The 16,958-nt window shown below is 63.0% G+C and carries 12 protein-coding genes; 7 read left to right on the top strand and 5 right to left on the bottom strand.

All coding sequences use genetic code 11. From position 1 onward, the window contains the following. Nucleotides 1–356 precede the first annotated feature (356 nt). Nucleotides 357–1,340 (bottom strand): galactose-1-phosphate uridylyltransferase, encoded by a 984-nt coding sequence (gene galT / locus HRF45_13315; protein MEP0767500.1) that lies wholly within the window; start codon nt 1,338–1,340, stop codon nt 357–359. Nucleotides 1,341–1,567: 227 nt separating this feature from the next. Here galT and HRF45_13320 point away from each other — a divergent pair, with 227 nt between their 5' ends. Next, entirely contained in the window at nt 1,568–3,289 is a 1,722-nt protein-coding gene (locus tag HRF45_13320; protein MEP0767501.1) for an efflux RND transporter periplasmic adaptor subunit, read from the top strand. Continuing rightward, nucleotides 3,286–4,494, top strand: a complete 1,209-nt coding sequence (locus HRF45_13325; GenBank protein ID MEP0767502.1) for an ABC transporter permease — start codon at nt 3,286–3,288, stop codon at nt 4,492–4,494. The genes HRF45_13320 and HRF45_13325 overlap by 4 nt, the downstream gene beginning before the upstream one ends. A gap of 417 nt (nt 4,495–4,911) precedes the next feature. Here the strand turns inward: HRF45_13325 and HRF45_13330 are convergent, their stop codons facing one another. Beyond that, the gene (locus HRF45_13330) at nt 4,912–5,643 is read right to left on the bottom strand and encodes a PEP-CTERM sorting domain-containing protein (GenBank protein ID MEP0767503.1); all 732 of its coding nucleotides are present in this window, start codon (nt 5,641–5,643) and stop codon (nt 4,912–4,914) included. Between the two features lie 329 nt (nt 5,644–5,972). Between HRF45_13330 and HRF45_13335 the strand changes: the two genes are divergently transcribed. Both HRF45_13335 and HRF45_13340 read left to right on the top strand, forming a co-directional pair. Beyond that, nucleotides 5,973–8,786: a HEAT repeat domain-containing protein gene (locus tag HRF45_13335; protein ID MEP0767504.1), complete on the top strand. Its 2,814-nt coding sequence runs from the start codon at nt 5,973–5,975 to the stop codon at nt 8,784–8,786. After that, nucleotides 8,783–9,763 carry a mechanosensitive ion channel family protein gene (locus HRF45_13340; GenBank protein MEP0767505.1) on the top strand — a complete coding sequence of 327 codons (981 nt, stop codon included), beginning with the start codon at nt 8,783–8,785 and terminating at the stop codon, nt 9,761–9,763. The genes HRF45_13335 and HRF45_13340 overlap by 4 nt, the downstream gene beginning before the upstream one ends. Nucleotides 9,764–9,854: 91 nt before the next feature. On the opposite strand, the gene HRF45_13345 is transcribed toward HRF45_13340, so the two are convergent. Continuing rightward, a complete protein-coding gene (locus HRF45_13345; GenBank protein MEP0767506.1) occupies nt 9,855–11,993 on the bottom strand; it encodes a DUF255 domain-containing protein in 2,139 nt (712 codons plus the stop codon). Nucleotides 11,994–12,024: 31 nt separating this feature from the next. Then, complete coding sequence (locus tag HRF45_13350; GenBank protein ID MEP0767507.1) at nt 12,025–12,702, bottom strand: glycosyltransferase family 2 protein; 678 nt, start codon at nt 12,700–12,702, stop codon at nt 12,025–12,027. A gap of 397 nt (nt 12,703–13,099) precedes the next feature. Here HRF45_13350 and recF point away from each other — a divergent pair, with 397 nt between their 5' ends. From recF to HRF45_13365, 3 genes are read left to right on the top strand one after another with little or no spacing between them, the layout of a single operon-like run. Next, complete coding sequence (gene recF, locus HRF45_13355; GenBank protein MEP0767508.1) at nt 13,100–14,185, top strand: DNA replication/repair protein RecF; 1,086 nt, start codon at nt 13,100–13,102, stop codon at nt 14,183–14,185. A 3-nt stretch (nt 14,186–14,188) separates the two neighbouring features. After that, on the top strand, nt 14,189–14,692 hold the full coding sequence (locus tag HRF45_13360; GenBank protein ID MEP0767509.1) for a DUF721 domain-containing protein: 504 nt from the start codon (nt 14,189–14,191) through the stop codon (nt 14,690–14,692). Nucleotide 14,693: 1 nt separating this feature from the next. Further along, nucleotides 14,694–16,145, top strand: a complete 1,452-nt coding sequence (locus HRF45_13365) for a ComEC/Rec2 family competence protein (protein MEP0767510.1) — start codon at nt 14,694–14,696, stop codon at nt 16,143–16,145. Nucleotides 16,146–16,241: 96 nt separating this feature from the next. On the opposite strand, the gene HRF45_13370 is transcribed toward HRF45_13365, so the two are convergent. Further along, a complete protein-coding gene (locus HRF45_13370) occupies nt 16,242–16,940 on the bottom strand; it encodes a Crp/Fnr family transcriptional regulator (protein MEP0767511.1) in 699 nt (232 codons plus the stop codon). Between the last annotated feature and the right edge of the window lie 18 nt (nt 16,941–16,958).

Genomic DNA, 16,958 nt, shown 5'->3' on the forward strand with positions numbered 1-16,958 from the left:
CACGGGCGAGACGCCCGTGCCACGGCAGGCACTGCCCCGGCGATGGTTTCGATGTTCTTGGGGCTTGCGTGGCGTCGTGGCATCGCCGTCCCGGCGATGGGCTCCACCACGGGCGAGACGCCCGTGCCACGAGGGCTACTGTCGTGGCATCGCCGTCCCGGCGATGGTCTACACCACGGGCGAGACGCCCGTGCCACGGCAGGCACTGCCCCGGCATCGCCGTCCCGGCGATGGTCTCCACCACGGGCGGGACGCCCGGGCCACGAGGGCTACTGTCCCGGCATCGCCGTCCCGGCGATGGTCTCCACCACGGGCGAGACGCCCGTGCCACGGCGGGACGCCCGAGCAGGGGCGCGCTAGGAGACGGGACCCGGATCGGCGGAGCGGAGCTCGGCCGCCTTCTCCTCCGCCATCGTGTCGTTGATGAACGCTCCCGCACCCGACTCGGACCCCGCCAAGAACTTCAGCTTGTCCGGCGTCCGGTAGGGTGGATAGAACTCCACGTGCATGGTGTAGTGGCCGTGGTCGCCGCCGTCCGTGGGTTGCTGGTGAAATACCATCATGTACGGCAGCGAGAAGCCCCACAGCTTGTCGTAGCGCCGCGCCATGTCCAGCAGAGCCGCTGCGAGGTCCCGCCTATCCGAACGCGACAGCTCCGGCAACCCACCTCGGTGCTCCACCGGAGCAATATACGTCTCGTACGGGTACCGCGCGAAAAAGGGTATGAAGGCCTGCCAGATGCCGGTGCGCGCCACGAGCCTCCGTCCGTCCTCTTCCTCCATTCGGACCACATCCGACATGAGGCGCCTGCCCGTGCGGTCGAAGTGCTCGCGCGAGGCATCTAGCTCGGTCCGTATCTTGGGCGGGATGCAGGGGTAGGCGTATATCTGCCCGTGAGGATGGCTCAGGGTTACTCCGATCTCCTTGCCCTTGTTCTCGAAGACGAACACGTAGTGCACCTCTGGCCTCGCACCCAGCTCTTCCGTGCGGTCCGCCCACACATCCACCAGCCTCGTCACACGCCTCAGATCGAGATCCGCGAAGGTGGCGTTGTGGTCCGAGGTGTAGCACACCACCTCGCACACGCCTACTGCGGGCCGCACCGGGCACAAATCGTTACCCTCCACGCTGGGCTCGGGTGGGGTGCGCTGCAGCGAGGGAAACTTGTTCTCGAAGACCACGATGTCGTAGTCTTCGCGCTCGATCTCAGTGGGGAAGCCGCCCGGCTTGGTGGGGCAGAGGGGGCAATAGTCGTCCGGGGGGAAGAAGGTGCGGTCTTGACGGTGGGTCGCGGTGATGACCCACTCCCGCAAGAACGGATGCCATCGTAACTCGCTCAACCGCACGCTCCTCCTCGACCTTTCGAATGTTTCGAGTGTACTCGAATGCCCAGACGCGTCCTGCGGCTGAAGCCCTCTCCGTAGGACACCCACCAACCGGGCCTGGCTCGAACACCAGGGCGGCTGGTGCGTATATACTGCTACTAGCACCGGCAAAGTCGGCGCCCCGCGATGGGCCGATCGCACGGGCTGTATGCCGGCGTCTGCTTGTCTGCGGAGATGGTCGCATGAAGAGAACGTTCCTGATCCTCGCCACCGTCATCGGTGGTCTTGCCCTGCTCTGGTGGTTCATGGTCGGCAATCGCGCGAAGGAGCCCGACGTCATCTACCGCACCGAGAAGGCCACGCGAAACACCGTCACACTCAGCTTCAACGCGAGCGGCGTGCTCCAGCCGGAGACCACGGTGGACGTCAAAAGCAAGGCGGGGGGCGTCGTCACGCACCTCGCGGTCGAAGAAGGCTCCATCGTTCGGGCGGGTGACCTGATCGCCGAGATAGACCCCCGAGACACGCAAGCACTCTACGAGCAGGCGGTTGCCGACCTTTCCTCGAGCACCGCTCGCAGGCAGCAGAGCGTGCTTCAGTATGGCATTCAGACGGTCCAGGCCCAGACCTCCGTGCGATCCGCCGAGGCGGCTCTGGAGGCTGCGCGTATCCGGCTCAGCAACCTGGAAGAACGGGCCAGAATTCAGCCATCTCTCACGTCCGCCAGCATCCAGCTGGCGCGGGCCGATTACGAAGTGGCGGTAGAGGCGTTGGGACAGCTTCGCTCTGTCACCATCCCCCAGACTCGCGCGCAGGTCAAAGGTGACCACGACCGAGCCAAAGCCGACCTGGACTCCGCTAGAGCCAATCTCGAGCGGCAGGAGAGCCTCTTGGCCAAAGGGTATGCCAGTCAGCTCGCTGTAGAGCAGGCACGGAGCGCCCACGAGGCTGCGGCTGCGAGCTACGCGACGGCAAAGGAGCGGCTCTCGCGCCTCGAGCAAGACATTGCCGCTCAGCTAAAGACAGCCGAAGCCAGGGTCGCACAGGCCAAGGCCGCTTTGGAGCGTGCCGAGGTCTCCGAGGCCGACGTGCGGATCGCCCAACGGGAACGGGACGACGCGCGCCAGGCCGTGAGGCAGGCAGAGGAGGCGCTTCGGCAAGCCAGAGCTTCCACCCGGCAGGTGGACATAAGCAGGGCCGAGATCGCCGCGGCTGCCGCCGCCATCAAGCGCAGCGAGGTGTCTCGGGACAACGCGAAGGTTCAGCTCGACAGCACCACGGTCCTGGCTCCGCGCGCAGGGGTAGTCATCAAGAAGTACTTGGAAGAAGGCACGATCATCCCTCCCGGCACGAGCGTGTTTAGCGAGGGTACTTCGATCGTCCAAATCGCCGATGTGTCCCGCATGTACGTCGAGGTGCTCGTGGACGAGGCGGACGTGGGCCGAGTGAGCGTCGGACAGACAGTGCGGGTGACGCTCGAATCCGCTCCACGCTCCCCCGTCCAGGGGAGGGTAACGCGGGTAAACCCGGGCGCAGAGACCGCATCCGGGGTCACCCAGGTCAAGGTGCGCGTAGCCATTACCCCGAGGGCCGAGGTGAGGCTGATGCCCGGCCTGAACGCGAGCTGTGAGTTCATCCTACGAGAAACCAAGAACGTGCTCTCCATCCCCATCCAAGCCCTGCAACACGAAGGTGAGAAGACGTACGTGGAGGTGATGAATGCCAAGGGAGAGCCCGTGCGACGCGACGTGAAGGCAGGCCTGATGGGTAACACGATGGTCGAGATCACAGACGGCCTGAACGAAGGCGAAGAGGTCGTCACCAGCAAGATCGACATGAAGGCGATTCGCGAGCAAGAAGAGAAGATGCGCTCCACACCACAAAGCCCGTTCAGCGGCGGCTCGCGCACTGGCATGGGCCCTGGCAGTGGCGCGGGAATGATCGGTGGAGGCAGACCGAGATGAGCGTCACCGAGAGTCTTCGCACGGCGCTCGGAGCTATTGCTACCAACCGCCTACGCTCGGTCCTAACCATGCTCGGCGTGATCATCGGCGTGGGATCGGTGATAACCATGATAGGCATTGCCGAAGGGAGCAAGCGTCAGGCGATGGAGCAGCTGGATGCGCTCGGGCGAAACCTGATCCTAGTGTTCCCTCAGCGGTCGTTCGGTGGCGTTGCGCAGGCCTCCGACGAGGCGCAGTCCTTGCGCCAGTCGGACGTTGAGCTGATTCGCCGTGCGGTACCCACCGCCGCGAACGTGTCGGGCGAAGTGCGTCTGCGGGCGCAAGTGAAGTATGGAAACCGAAACGAGCGCACGATGGTCACCGGAGGCGAGCCGGAGATCCAATACATTCGCAACATCAAGCTGAAGGAAGGACGCTTCTTCACTGCGGCGGAGAACGAGGCAGCCGACAAGGTGTGCGTACTCGGATATGACATCTACGACCGCCTGTTCGAAGGGGGGTCGGCTCTGGGCGCGACGATACGCCTGAACAACCAAGACTTTCAGGTGATCGGCGTCGCTGCGTTCAAAGGCGGCCAAGGATTCATGAACCCTGACGATGCTGTATTCGTGCCTATTCGGACCTCGCTGGGGCGCCTGCAGCGACGTGACACGCTGAGTGGTATCGCAGTGCGTGCCGTGGACTCCTCCACCATGGCATACACCTTGCAGCAGGTGCAATCCACGCTGGCCCGTGTTCGGCGAAGCGCGAGCGGCGAGGAGTTGTTCCGCGCATTCAATCAGGGCGAACTGATCGAGACGGCGGAGGGGCAGGCACGAGTTTTCGGACTTCTGCTTGCGGGGATCGCAGGCGTATCGCTGGTCGTGGGTGGCATCGGCATTATGAACATCATGCTAGTAAGCGTGAAAGAGCGGACCCGCGAGGTAGGCCTGCGCAAGGCGGTGGGTGCCACTCAGGATGCCATCCTAAGCCAGTTCTTGCTGGAGAGCATCGTACTCTGCCTACTCGGCGGTCTTATCGGCATCGCCGTGGGCGTGGGCGGTGTAAAGCTGATTGCTGGCTTCATCGGCGTTCCACCGGTAGTAGTGGCATCGGGCGTGGTGCTTGCGTTCGGGTTCGCGGCCCTGGTAGGGATCGTCTTCGGGCTGTATCCTGCGTACCTGGCGAGTAAGTTGCAGCCCATCGAGGCGTTGCGAGAGGAGTAGCCGCCAGGTGTGGCAGTAGGCGCGGCCCAAAAAGGAGACTGCGGGGTAGCGGAACCCCCGCAGTCCTCTCCTTTGCGAGTGGAGCATCAGTTGTGCGAGAACGCCTTGGCGGTGGACCTCCCGTTCGACACATCAGTCGTACGCGCCTTGGGAACTGGAGCCTATGTCTTGCCCGGGTTCACTCCACCCCACAACGGCCTGCGGCGACAGCCGCCGAGAGTAATACTACCAGTAGTGTGACAGGCACGCAACCTTCTGTGGGTAGCTATGGGGCCTGCATGCGGAGATTCATAGAAACTTCACTCGCACCTACTGCGCGCCTAACCCTCTCGCATGGGTCGGACACCCACGAAAAGCCACAACGCCCCCGTCCAAAGGACGGAGGCGCGCAGCGGAAGCGTGGTGCTTGCGGTCGGTTTACTTGCGGCGACGGCGAGCCATCAGGCCCACGACACCCACGGCCAGCGCCGCGATCGTGCCGGGCTCGGGAATCAGGTTCCCGTTGATGGTCACCATGTCGAACCGCCAGGTCCCGTTAGGACCGTAGGTGCTAGTCGGTGTGGAAGGAAGGTACCCGCCCGTTCCCGGTGCGAACACTGCAACCACCTTGAAGCCGAAGAGAGGATTGTTGTTGGCGCCGGCGACCGAGGTCAGGTCAACGGTGCGAACGTTGTACCACTTGTCACCGCCCAGGTCGGCCTCGAAGAGCCCACCGAAAGTCCAGGTGGAGCCACCGTCGAGTGTGTACTCGAGCTGCGCGAAGCGCGAGGACGTGTTGCTGTGACGAAGGTCGAAGTTCACCACGATGTCCTGATAGCCGAGCGTCGAGCCGAAGAACGCCACGCCACGCAAGCCGTTCTCCGTACCCTGTGCAGCATAGGTCGTGGTCTGGTAGCCGGAGTTGTCCGACGCCGCCGGGTCGCTCGAACCGACGCCCGAGTTGAAACCAGGGTTGGTCACGCCGCCGAGCAGCGAGATCGACGCCGAGCCGGTGAGGTTGATGTTAGGAACGGTGGTACCCGTGCCGGTGTTGCCGTCCGGCGGGACCGAGTTGAAGTTCCACTGAACGATGGGGGCAGCGTTCGCAGCGACTGCCACAGCTACGATGCCACCCACGAGAGACAATCGGAAGGCCTTCTTCACGTGCATTCTCCTTTGTCCGAAATCCAAACGAGATTTCCAGGGGGCGGCAAAACAGAGCAGATTGGATCTTGTCGGTCGCTGTGAGCGCACGGCCTTGCGCTTCAGCCGGAACTGTACCGGCCTGGTGAAGCCAGGGTCCAGGTACGGGAACCCTCGATGGGGCCTCCAGAAAGACATTAGCGAAAACCTCATAATCCGCTTGCGTAGTGCTCATCGAGCTTCGCAGGCGCAGCGCACTGCGACCTCGAAGGCCTAACTGTGTCGCAAAGGCGGGAAAGGGTCTGTGCGTGGTGAAATCCAGGACTCTAGGCCGCGAACGACGGCTGGAGGCGACGATGAACCTGATTGCCCTCATCCTACTTGCCCAAACAGCGACCCAGAACCCGGTCAGCGCCGAATGGACGCAGAGCGAGCTGCGCGCCCTGGGCCTCGCCCTTCACGCCATCAACATGACGCGGGCCGACCTCGGCTACGACAAACGGCCTTTCAATGACCGATGGCGACTGCCGTGCGTGGACGCCGTGCTGGACGACCCGCTCGCCGCCCCGCGCTACGTCGAGACCATGCGCGCCGCCCTCGAAAGCCCCGCACCCCGCCCATCGGACCTCGCATGGCCCCTCCACAAACTGGACGAGACGCCTCCACCCGGGCCCGAGCGGCTCGACTTCGATCGGGAGCTGATGCAGGTCCCCGCGCCGCTGCGGACCGCCATCCACCCGCTGCTTCGTGCCGTAGCCGAGGCAGACGCCGAGCTAAAGGCCGCCACCGCGCGTCTGAGCGCGGCCGAGCGACAAGAGCTGCTCCGCGGCCTGCCCCATCTCGCCCTCGAGGAAGACGTGCCCGACGCGCGTTTCGACTTCGTGCCCGAAGGCCCCAGAACCGAACCCGAGCGCGTCTGGCTGCTTCTCGAACAGCTCGATGTACGTCGTCTCTGCCGTGCAGCAGACGCCCTACACGCCGTGAGCAGCCCTGCCCTAACTGAACCGCTTCTCGCCCTAGCCCGCGGACCACTAAAGGACTGGAAGCAGACTTTGGTCATCCAACTCCCCATCGGCAAGCTGGTGGTCGCGGGCACGGGTCACGATAGGCACGACCACGGCCCGAACGTGGTAGCACTGATAGACCTCGGCGGGGACGATACCTACGTAGGACGCATCGGTGGGGGCTTGGGCCGACCGGCGTTCTCACTGGACCTCGCGGGCAACGACCGCTACATGCTATCCGATCTCTCTGGCGGCGCGGGCTTCCTGGGCGTCGGACTGTTAGTGGACCTCGCGGGCGACGAAGTGTATGAAGGCGCACACCTCTCCTTGGGTGCCGGGCTGGCGGGCTGCGGAGTGCTGCTGGATCGAGGCGGCAACGACACCTACCGGGGCCGCGCACTCACTCAGGGCTTCGCCATGTTCGGACTCGGCTGGCTCGATGACGGGTCCGGCAGCGATCTGTACGATGCGTGGTTCTTCGCGCAGGGTGCCTCTGCTACCATGGGTGTGGGAGTGATGGCTGACCGCAATGGCAACGATGTGTATCGCGCCGGTGGGTGGATCATGAATGCACCGCTGCTCGAAGCGCAAAAGGTGCACTACAGCTTTGCCCAAGGGTTCTCCACCGGCTTCCGGGAAGACACCGGCGGGCGCTCCGGAGGCTTCGGCATGTTATACGACGCGGCCGGTGACGACACCTATAGCGGGGAGAGCTACTGCCAAGCCGCTAGTTACTGGTTCGCGTTCGGTGCGCTGCTAGACGTCAGCGGGCATGACAGCTACGATAGCTACTACTACTCTCAGTGCTCGCCCATGCACCTATGCATCGCGACGCTGATGGATCTCGCCGGCGACGACTCCTACTCGTGCAAGCTGGGTGCCATGCACGCCATCGGGCACGACTACGCGGTCGCCGTGATGCTCGACAGAAGCGGAAACGACGTGTGTGCGGGTGGTGATAGTCGCCCCGCACTGGGCAACGCGAACGGCGTGGGCATCTACCTGGACGCTGCCGGCAACGACCGGTACCACGGCCCGCCCGGTAACGCCAACGAGGCACGAGGCTCGGGCAGCGTAGGTGTGTTCGTGGATATGGCAGGCCAGGACCGCTACTACGAGAGCTTCGGCGACGGCAAGCTCGAAAGGCGTGGCTCTTGGGCGATCGCGCTGGACTTCGCCGATCCCCTCGAAGGTCAGACAGCTCTCTTCGACATACCCGATGAGCAGCTCGACCGCTCCTTGCAGCCTCTCGCACCAAAACGGACGAAGGCCGCAACGCAGAGGCCTCCGGCACCGCCGTGGGTCCCTAACATCCCGGAGGATCCCGACCTCGAGCCCGTATACCGTGATGCCATGACCTGGGAAGTAGGTACCGCGCGCGACAAAGTGCGCGCGGCCCGACAGCGACTGATCGAAATCGGGATGCCCGCCTGCCGATACATGGTGGACAGGCACATCGGCGACTCGAACCGCCTCGCGGACCGTGCCTTCGAAGAGGTGTTCGGTGCACTGGGTGAGCCCGCACAGCAGCTGCTGGCCGCCCGACTGGACGATCCGCATCCCGAGGTGACGCGCAACGCGCTTCGCATCCTCACCACGCTGAAGTCGCGGCTTCTTGGGCCCCACCTGCCGGCACTTCTGGAGCAGGAGGCGTATCGCAAGTCGGCTATCCGCGCAGCGGGCGCTCTGGCTGTCACCGAGGCGGTTCCGCAGCTCCGTGCCCTGCTCTCAGACGAAGACGAAACGGTCGCTCTTGAAGCTGCCATCGCACTGGGGCAGATCGCCGACCCCAGTGCAGCCGACGACCTGGTGTTCGTCCTGTCCTCCCCCTCCATGCCTTTGCGTGAGGCTGCCGCGACCGCCCTTGCCAGGCTCGGCCCCGCCTCCTTGCCCGCGGTCATAGCAACTCTGGACAGCGAGAACCCCGCCGCTGCTCGCCTCGCCCTCTCCGTCCTGCGCCGAACCAGATACGCCGATGCCGACCGTCATGTGAGCCGCCTGATGGACCACGCGGATTGGGGAGTGCGCCTGGAGTGCGTGGACACCCTGTTCGCACTCGAAAAGGGCGCCTGGGCTCTGACCCACGAGGGCCGTGAGAGCCACCCGCTGGTTCTGGCTCGCCTCCGCACGCTGGATCGCGACCGTCCGAAGGAGCCGCAACCGTGACACACGCCGAGGTCGTTTCTGCTGCCCTGCAATCCGGAGTGGTCTTGCTGGTGTGGATGGCGGTCGCGGTCGTCATTTGGCTGCTCCTCGGATGGACCGCGGCACGACTTCCGGAGCAGTCTTCGACTCGCCAAGCGCTTCTTCGGCTGCGGATGCCCGCGGTCGCGAGTTGTTTGATAGCAGGGCTCCTCTTCGCCTCTGGTTACTGGCCGCTGTCGGAAATCGTGCGAACTCGCGTTAGGCTGGCCGCACTGGTCTGCGCCACCTTCGTCGGTGCCATTGCAGCCGCGCGCATCACCTCGAAGGCACTCGAGTGGTATCTGCAAGTACTCCGAACCGAGCAGCAAGCCACGGCACTGCTGCTCATCCGCAGGCTAGCCTTGACGGCTATCTGGGTCGTGGCGGGCCTGATCGCCTTGGACCTCCTCGGATATCGCGTCGGGCCCCTGATTGCTTCCCTCGGCATCGCAGGTATCGCGGTCGCCGTCAGCATGCAGGACATGCTTTCGGGCCTGTTCGCCGGCCTTTACCTGGCACTCGCCCGCCCCTTCGTCCTGAACGAGTACATCCGCGTGGACGGCGGCGCCGAAGGGTTCGTCGAGCAGATAGGGCTCCGCAACACCATTCTGCGCTCCCGCTTCGGCGAACAACGTATCATCCTTCCCAACGTCAATCTAATCCGTTCCGTGGTTACGGCACTCCCTAGTACTGTGCACGAGGTGACGATTCGTGCTAGGGCCGCTGCGACCACGGACGTCGCTACGCTCCAACAAGCCTGCCTAGCCGCTGCCCAATCTACTGCAGGCGCCGACCCTACCTCTCGGCCGGTCTTCCGCGTGGTAGACCTACCTGCCGGCACTCTGGAGTTCACCCTCACCGCCCGCTTCTGCGAACCTGAGGACGTTTCTCTGCTCGAACACCGTCTCCGCTGCTCGTTACATACCACCCTCAGGGCCCACTCCATCACGCTGGCTTGACGGTAACCTCGTGTTACCACCTACCGTGCCTCTACCGCGTGCGGCAGAGGCGTCTCGACGATTTCGCCCCATCTGGGAAGTGCCGAGTGTCTCACTCTACGACGAAAAGGAGATCCTCTTTTTGCCGCTCCGGTGGCATGCAAGTGGACTCGCTGCACAGCTGATACTTTGCCACCACACGCCCAGCGTACTCGCCTGGTGCAACGCCCTCCGGCGGCACGACATGCAAGGGGATCTCGACCGATCCATGGTAGAAGGGTGCGTCACCGCTCTCGAAAATCGGATCCGGCATGCGTGCGTTCCACTGCCATCCGCTCGGCAGGTCCTCCAGTTGTACGGTCAACCACCCAGCCGGAGCAGGCTCCCCTGCCGCATACACCCTCCAACCCATTGGCAGGGTTAGCACTACAGGCACACGCGCTAGACGATCTACTACTACCACCCGCTGAGGCACGGTCAACTGCACTCTCGGAATCTGCGGTACCAGGCTCTGGCTCGCTCTCAGCAAGGTCGTACCGAACGATGGCGCGTCCCGCAACATCGCACCGAAAGAGCGCACCGTGTGATGTGCATACACTCTCCACCGTGTCTCACCCGTCGCGTCTGCCAGCCGTGTTAGTGCGAGTGCAGCCACGGCATTCCCACTCGGCTCGGCATTGTCCTCCGCCGTCTTCAGTCGTGCTACGTGCTCGCCCGTGTCCGAGTAGTCGAAGAAGCCACCTTGCTCGTCGTCCCAAAATCGCTCCACCATCCGCTGTGCAATCCACTTACACTGCGCCAGATACTCGTCGTTCTCGCAGGCAGCAGAGAACGACAAGAGCGCCTGCAAGAGAAACGCATAATCTGCAAGGAAGCCCTCCCCGCTGACACGTCCTTCCCTCCAAGATCGGTGCAGCACTCCCTCTCGAACCATCTCACTCAGAACGAACTCCACTGATTTTTCAGCAGCATTCAGCGCCTCCGGATATTCGAACACCTCCGCCGCACGGCACAGCCCCTCGATCATGAGTGCGTTCCAGCCCGATAGCACCTTGTCATCAGTAGCAGGCCGTGGGCGGGCGGCGCGGTACGCAAAAAGTGCCTCCAGCGAATCACGCATTGCGCCTACGGGCAATCCCTCGTCCACCAAGCTGAGTACCGAGCGACCGTGCTCGAAGTTGCCCCGTTCGGTGACCCCGTAGGCTTGCATGAAACCCTCGGCCTCACCACCCAACACCGAGCGGATCTCGTCGGCAGAAAACACGTAGAACTTGCCCTCCTCCCCCTCGCTATCCGCATCGAGACTGGAGAAGAACCCCCCGTTCACGTGCCGCAGCTCGCGCAGCACGAAGCCCACGATGCCCAGTGCCGCCTCGCGATAGTCGGGGTCCGGCTGGAGCGTGTACGCATCCGAGTACACTTCCAGGAGCTGCGCCTGGTCGTACAGCATCTTCTCGAAATGCGGCACCAGCCACTGCCGGTCGGTGGAATAGCGGAAGAAACCACCACCAACGTGATCGTGTATGCCTCCCCGGGCCATCGCCTTGAGCGTCCCGTGCAGCATGCTCGCTGCCCGCACGTCCCCTCCTCGGGCCGCGTCGCACAGCATGCGCAGAACCGGTGCCATAGGGAACTTGGGCTGAAGGGAGAACCCGCCGCGCTCCTCGTCGAAGCGTCCGGCCAAAGAGCGAATTGCCTGATCCGTGGCGTCCGAGGGCACGAGAACGCTTCCCCTGCTGCCCGCATGCGTGCGTAGTGCCGCGGACACCTGCATCGCCTGAGCAATCAACTGAGCGCGTGCACTCCTCCAACCTCGGGATAGCTGCGCCAGCAGGTGGAGAAACGCCTCCTCCGAGAAGTACCTTCCTGCCGCCAGGATCGGGTCCAGATTCGGCGTCAGGAACGCCGATAGCGGCCAGCCTCCCCCACCCGTCATGAGCTGCGCCGCGAGCATGTATTGCGCGTCTATGTCCGGCCGCTCTTCGCGGTCCACCTTGATCGAGACGAAATCCTTGGCCAACGCTGCCGCCACCGACTCCTTCTCGAACACCTCGCGCTCCATTACGTGGCACCAGTGGCATGCGGCATAGCCCACCGAGAGGAAGATCAGTTTGTCCTCCGCTCGAGCTTTGGCCAGTGCCTCCGGACCCCAAGGATGCCAGTCCACAGGGTTGTATGCGTGCTGCAGCAGATAGGGGCTGGTGGAGTCGATCAGCCGGTTCGGCCGCCTTGCACCCGCGGGCATGTTCATGGTTTCTCCTCCGAGAACGATCCGATCAACTTCAGCGGACGAACCTGAACTTTATCAGCGTCCAGATGGCGATCACCCCGTCCCACCACCGGATCTTCTTGCCCGCAGACTTGCTTCTGGGCACGTACCTTATCGGCTTCTCCGCAATTCGATACCCCGCCCGCAGGGCTTTTGCCGTAACTTCCGGGCAGAACTCGAAGCGCCGGCTCGTCAGCTTCATATTGAGTAGAACGTCGGTTCGAAACGCCTTGTAGCAAGTGGCCTCATCGGAGAGCCGGTGGCCGTAGAGAATAGTGACCATGCTTGCGAGGATTCGGTTGATCACCCGATTTGCGAAGGCCATCCCCGGCGGAAAGCCGTGGTGAAATCGGTTTCCGTATACCACCGCCTCCCGACCCTCGAGAATGTCGCCGACCAAAGCCGGAATGTCCTCCGGGTCGTACTCGAGGTCTGCGTCCTGAATGATAACGGCCTTCCCGCGTGCATGGGGAAGTGCGGCACGGATTGCGACGCCTTTCCCCTCGTTTCGAGCCAGGCGGATCACCCGAACGCGATCACTCGCGAGCTGTTCGGCCTCCCCGCTCGTTCCGTCGGTCGAACCATCGTCAACCAACAGGATCTCCTTCTCGAAGGGCGCCGCTTCGACGCGCCGTATCACCTCGCGAATCGTCGCGGCTTCGTTGTATACGGGGATGATAACGGTGACCAGGTCACCGGCGTCGCTGATCCCGGTCTTCAAGGCGGCTCATTATGGCACGCACCCTACCCTTAGTTTGCCCCGGATCGACCAGCATCGGATGCACACGCTGCAGTCGGGCCCCGAGGGTGGAAAGTCTGTGGAGAACGGGGGGGAGTCGATGTGAAGTTTGGTGAGGCTAAGTGTCCGGTGTGAAAAACCTCGCTTTTTTCCACACCCGAATTCCACTTTTCCACACTATCCCTAACACTTCGCTCACAGAACAGCGTCCAACCTCTGGCCCGAGTACCTTGCGCAAATCGCTGCGGATTCCCCACCATCCCTGCACGAATACCCTCCCTTTCATCATAAAAGAATCTGAATCCTGAAGCTGTTTCATAATGAATTAGGAGGGTGTGAGAAGAACGTCGTGCGCCTTATCGAGATAACCTTGGAGAGCTTTCGGAGCTATGCTTCCATTCGTTTCTGTCCTTCGACCAGCGTCACGATTCTGTACGGCGAAAACGGGGTAGGCAAAACCAACCTTTTGGAAGCCGTTCACTTCCTTTCTACAGCTCGGGGGTTTCGTAGTGGCCGGGACGGAGAGATAATCCGCTGGGATGCTCCATTCTGCCGTGTTGAGGGCCAAGTTCAGCGAAACGACGGATACCGAACCATCTCCATCCGATTCGAACCGGGCTCCCGTAAACGCGCGGCTATCGACGGCGCATCGGTTGCACGAGTAGCCGAAGCCATTGGCTGCCTGCACGTCGTAGACTTCAGCTCACGGGATCTCTCGATCATCCGAGGGGAACCGTCACGAAGGCGTGACTTCATGGACGTGGAGCTGGCTCAGCAGAGCTCCAGCTACGGGATGGACCTCGCTCGCTACAAACGCTCTCTGGCGCACAGAAATGCGCTCCTGGCCGAGATGGCAAGCGGTTCGGCATCTGCAGACCTGGCGGTGTGGGATGAGCAGCTGGCTCGCTTCGGAGAGCCCATCGTGCGGGCCAGGCAGGAGTGGCTCGAGGCCGTTGCGCCCATTGCGAGCGAAACGCACTCGTATCTATCCGGTAACGGAGAAAGCCTAGCCTGTAGCTATCGTCCGGACACACCGCCGGGGAAGCTGCTGGAGGCCCTCGCGAACTCTCGCAGGCAGGACCTTTCGCGTGGAACCACTTCGCGCGGTCCCCATCGGGACGACGTCGAGATCCTGGTTTCCGGTCGAGGCGCCAGACAGTTCGCTTCTCAAGGCCAGCAGCGGACGGCGGCACTCGCACTAAAAGTGGCCCAAGCGCAGGTAGCCGAGCGGAGAATGGGTGAAGCCCCAGTGCTGCTTCTGGACGACGTGCTCTCCGACCTCGATGAGGCTAGGCGGAACCGTTTACTCGAATACTGCCTAAGCGGATCCCAGATGATCATGACCTGTACAGATACCCACCATCTCGCCGCTTCTCTTATCGCAAATGCGAAACTGGTGCAGGTCTCGAACTCCCGACTTGTCGAAGAGGAATAGGCGATGCGGCCTCTGAACGACGCACTTCCGCAGGCAATACGCGGGATGGGCCTGGAGCGTCAGGTGCGTGCCCGCGCAGTAGTTGCCAAGTGGCGAACCGCAGTGGGAGAGGTACTGGCACGTGTTTCAGAGGCCACCTTCCTTCGCTCCGGCATCCTTTGGGTTACGGTTACGGACAGCGTTTGGCAGCAAGAACTGAACATGCGCAAAGAGCTGATCATCGCTCGACTTAATGAAGCTCTTGGCGCGGAACTTGTACAAGACATCCGGTTCCGGCCAGGTGCTGTAAGCGCACCGGCACCCAGAGGGGAACCGGTGGAGGAGCCGTGGAGACCGTTCGCACGATCGGCTGCGCAGAGAGAGTGGCAAGAGACGGTCGAGAACCTTCGCAACTGCGTAATCGAGAGACAGCGGGCGATGGAAGAACGGGGCAGTCCCATCTGCCCGCACTGCCGCAGACGGTTCGAAGGGGATCCAGGCCCCTGCCCGATCTGTCGCGTGAAGTAGGATGTTCGGCCTGCTGCGCGGCAGACCGTTGCTCCAAGCTATCCTAGCGATCCTCATCGGTGCGGCTGCGTATCCTGGCCTTGGCTGGTGTGTGGTGGCCACTGCAGGGGCATTGGCAGTGGTGGCGTTGTGTACCCGTAGGACCTGGCTTGCACAACTCTGCGTGTGCGCCGTCGCCGGCGGGCTTTATGCGGGAACGAGAGCAGTGGGAGCCGATAGGCTTATCCCATTGGAAGGTAGCGAAGCGAAGGCCGAGGTGGTCGCGCGTGTTCTCACCATACCCGCGACCCGGACACGATTCACATCCCTAATCGTGTCCGTAGAGGAAGGCCCGCTGCCTCAGGGGACTCGTGTGCTTGTAAGTACCGGTCCGGGCTTCTTCGCGCTTCCGGGCGAGATGCTGCGTCTCGAAGGCCGGATCAAGCCCGCAGATGGCCGCTACTGGCGAAGGCAGGGGGTGGCCGCGTGGATGAGCGCGGCCCGCGACTCCATCCAACGCGTTGCGCCAACCAACCGCCCCGTGGCGGCTGCGATTGCGAGCCTTCGCTGGTCTGCCGAGCGCAGTTACCTTCGCCAGATGTCGCCCGAGTCGGCCGCAATGACCATCGGCATAGTGTTCGGTGACGATGGCCGCGTGTCGCAGGAGACGCGCGAGGCGATGAAGCGGGCGGGCACGTATCACCTTCTGGCGGCTTCGGGGCTGAACGTAGCGGTGGTCGGAGGCCTTCTACTCGGCATCTTCAACCGTCTGCGCGTTCCTAGGCGAGGGGCGATCCTCTCTGCCATGCTCGGCATCGCGGCCTACACTTTTGCCGCAGGGGGCACGCCGCCTACGGTGCGCGCTGCAGTAGCACTATGTGTGTATCTTGCCGGGGCGGCACTTCGGCGACAGCCCGATGCCTTGACCGCGCTAGCAGTTGGCGCAGCGTACTCCTTCGTGGTGGACCCGGGTGTGCTGCGAGACCCAGGGTTTCAGCTCTCGTACTTGGTCGCCGGCGCTTTGATCGTCTGGTGTCCGCCCGGTTTCCGATGGCTGAATGCGACGCTTCCTGGCAGGCGAGAGAGGCTGCTGAGACAGACCTTGCTCTGGGTGATTGCGGGAGCGATGGCTTCCGTGGTGGCTTCGCTCGCGGCAACGCCGCTGCTTGCGTTCTACTTCCAATCGGTGCCACTGCTCGGGCCAGCGACGAACATGGTATGCGTGCCGCTCGCAGCACCCATCTTGTGGGGAGGTCTCCTGGGGCCTGCCGGCGCGTTCATTCCGGGCTGGGAGGCACTGTGGCTACGGGGGCTCGCCGCTCCCTGCGCCGACTGGCTGACGCAAATCGGCTCGACCGTGGGTGGCCTGAGTTGGTCGGCGACAGCGGTACCGGAGTTCTCGGAGCGAATGCTATGGCTCTTCTTCTTGGTCTTTTTCGGCGTGGCGCGCGAGTGGCGGTGCGACGTACGGTAGTCGCGACTAGTGTGAAAGGGCCTGGCGGTGACGGATTTCCACTGTTGCACAGCGTGCCGTCCGTCACCGCCGATATACTACTGACCTCTTCCTGTATCAGCGACGGCCAGGTGAGTCGCCTACGGCCTTCAGCGTCTCCGGCTTCTTGATGAACATGGCGCGGCCGGTCGTGGTGACCAGTCCATCCTTCTTGAACTTGTTCAGCACGAGCGTCGTGGTTTCCCGAGTAGTCCCGACGATGCTGGCAAGCTCTTGATGCGTGAGCCGTAGTCCGATGCCCTTGCCACCCTTAGCATCCGCTTCGCCGTACTTCTCGGCAAGCCAAAGAAGGGCACGAGCGAGCCTAGCAGGAACGTCACGGAAGATGACGTCCTCGATCCGGTAGTCCGTGTCTACCTTTCGGTTCCAAAGGGCCGCAATGAACTTCATGCAAAGCCCGGTGGATCCGTGAAGCATAGCGCGCGCCTTGGCTGCGGGAATCTCGAGAAGCTCGGTCTCGAGCATAGCTTCGGCATAGTGGGTGCGAGGAGCCTCGTCGAAGAGAGGCGATTCACCGAATAGGTGGCCGCGCTCGCACATGGCGAGAGTGAGTTCACGGCCCTTCTGCACAGCACGCACGAGCCGGATAAGCCCGTTCTTGACCACGTAGATGGACTCGCTGGGCTCTCCGGGTTGGTAAACCAAGGTACGGCGCTCAATGTGATACGAGCGTCCAGCAGCTTCCAGCTGCTTTCGCTCGTCAATCTCCAGCGTATCCCAGAACGCCGGCACCGCACCGCGTAGTCTTGACATCATTTTGCTGCATCTCCGTAT

Source organism: Fimbriimonadia bacterium (assembly GCA_039961735.1).
Taxonomy (GTDB): Bacteria; Armatimonadota; Fimbriimonadia; order Fimbriimonadales; family JABRVX01; genus JABRVX01.

What these genes read in the sequence shown, in the direction of transcription:
- HRF45_13320 (MEP0767501.1), top strand. Translation starts at nt 1,568, where the DNA reads ATGAAGAGAACGTTCCTGATCCTCGCCACCGTCATCGGTGGTCTTGCC.
- HRF45_13325 (MEP0767502.1), top strand. Translation starts at nt 3,286, where the DNA reads ATGAGCGTCACCGAGAGTCTTCGCACGGCGCTCGGAGCTATTGCTACC.
- HRF45_13330 (MEP0767503.1), bottom strand. Translation starts at nt 5,643, where the DNA reads ATGCACGTGAAGAAGGCCTTCCGATTGTCTCTCGTGGGTGGCATCGTA.
- HRF45_13335 (MEP0767504.1), top strand. Translation starts at nt 5,973, where the DNA reads ATGAACCTGATTGCCCTCATCCTACTTGCCCAAACAGCGACCCAGAAC.
- HRF45_13345 (MEP0767506.1), bottom strand. Translation starts at nt 11,993, where the DNA reads ATGAACATGCCCGCGGGTGCAAGGCGGCCGAACCGGCTGATCGACTCC.
- HRF45_13360 (MEP0767509.1), top strand. Translation starts at nt 14,189, where the DNA reads ATGCGGCCTCTGAACGACGCACTTCCGCAGGCAATACGCGGGATGGGC.
- HRF45_13365 (MEP0767510.1), top strand. Translation starts at nt 14,694, where the DNA reads ATGTTCGGCCTGCTGCGCGGCAGACCGTTGCTCCAAGCTATCCTAGCG.
- HRF45_13370 (MEP0767511.1), bottom strand. Translation starts at nt 16,940, where the DNA reads ATGATGTCAAGACTACGCGGTGCGGTGCCGGCGTTCTGGGATACGCTG.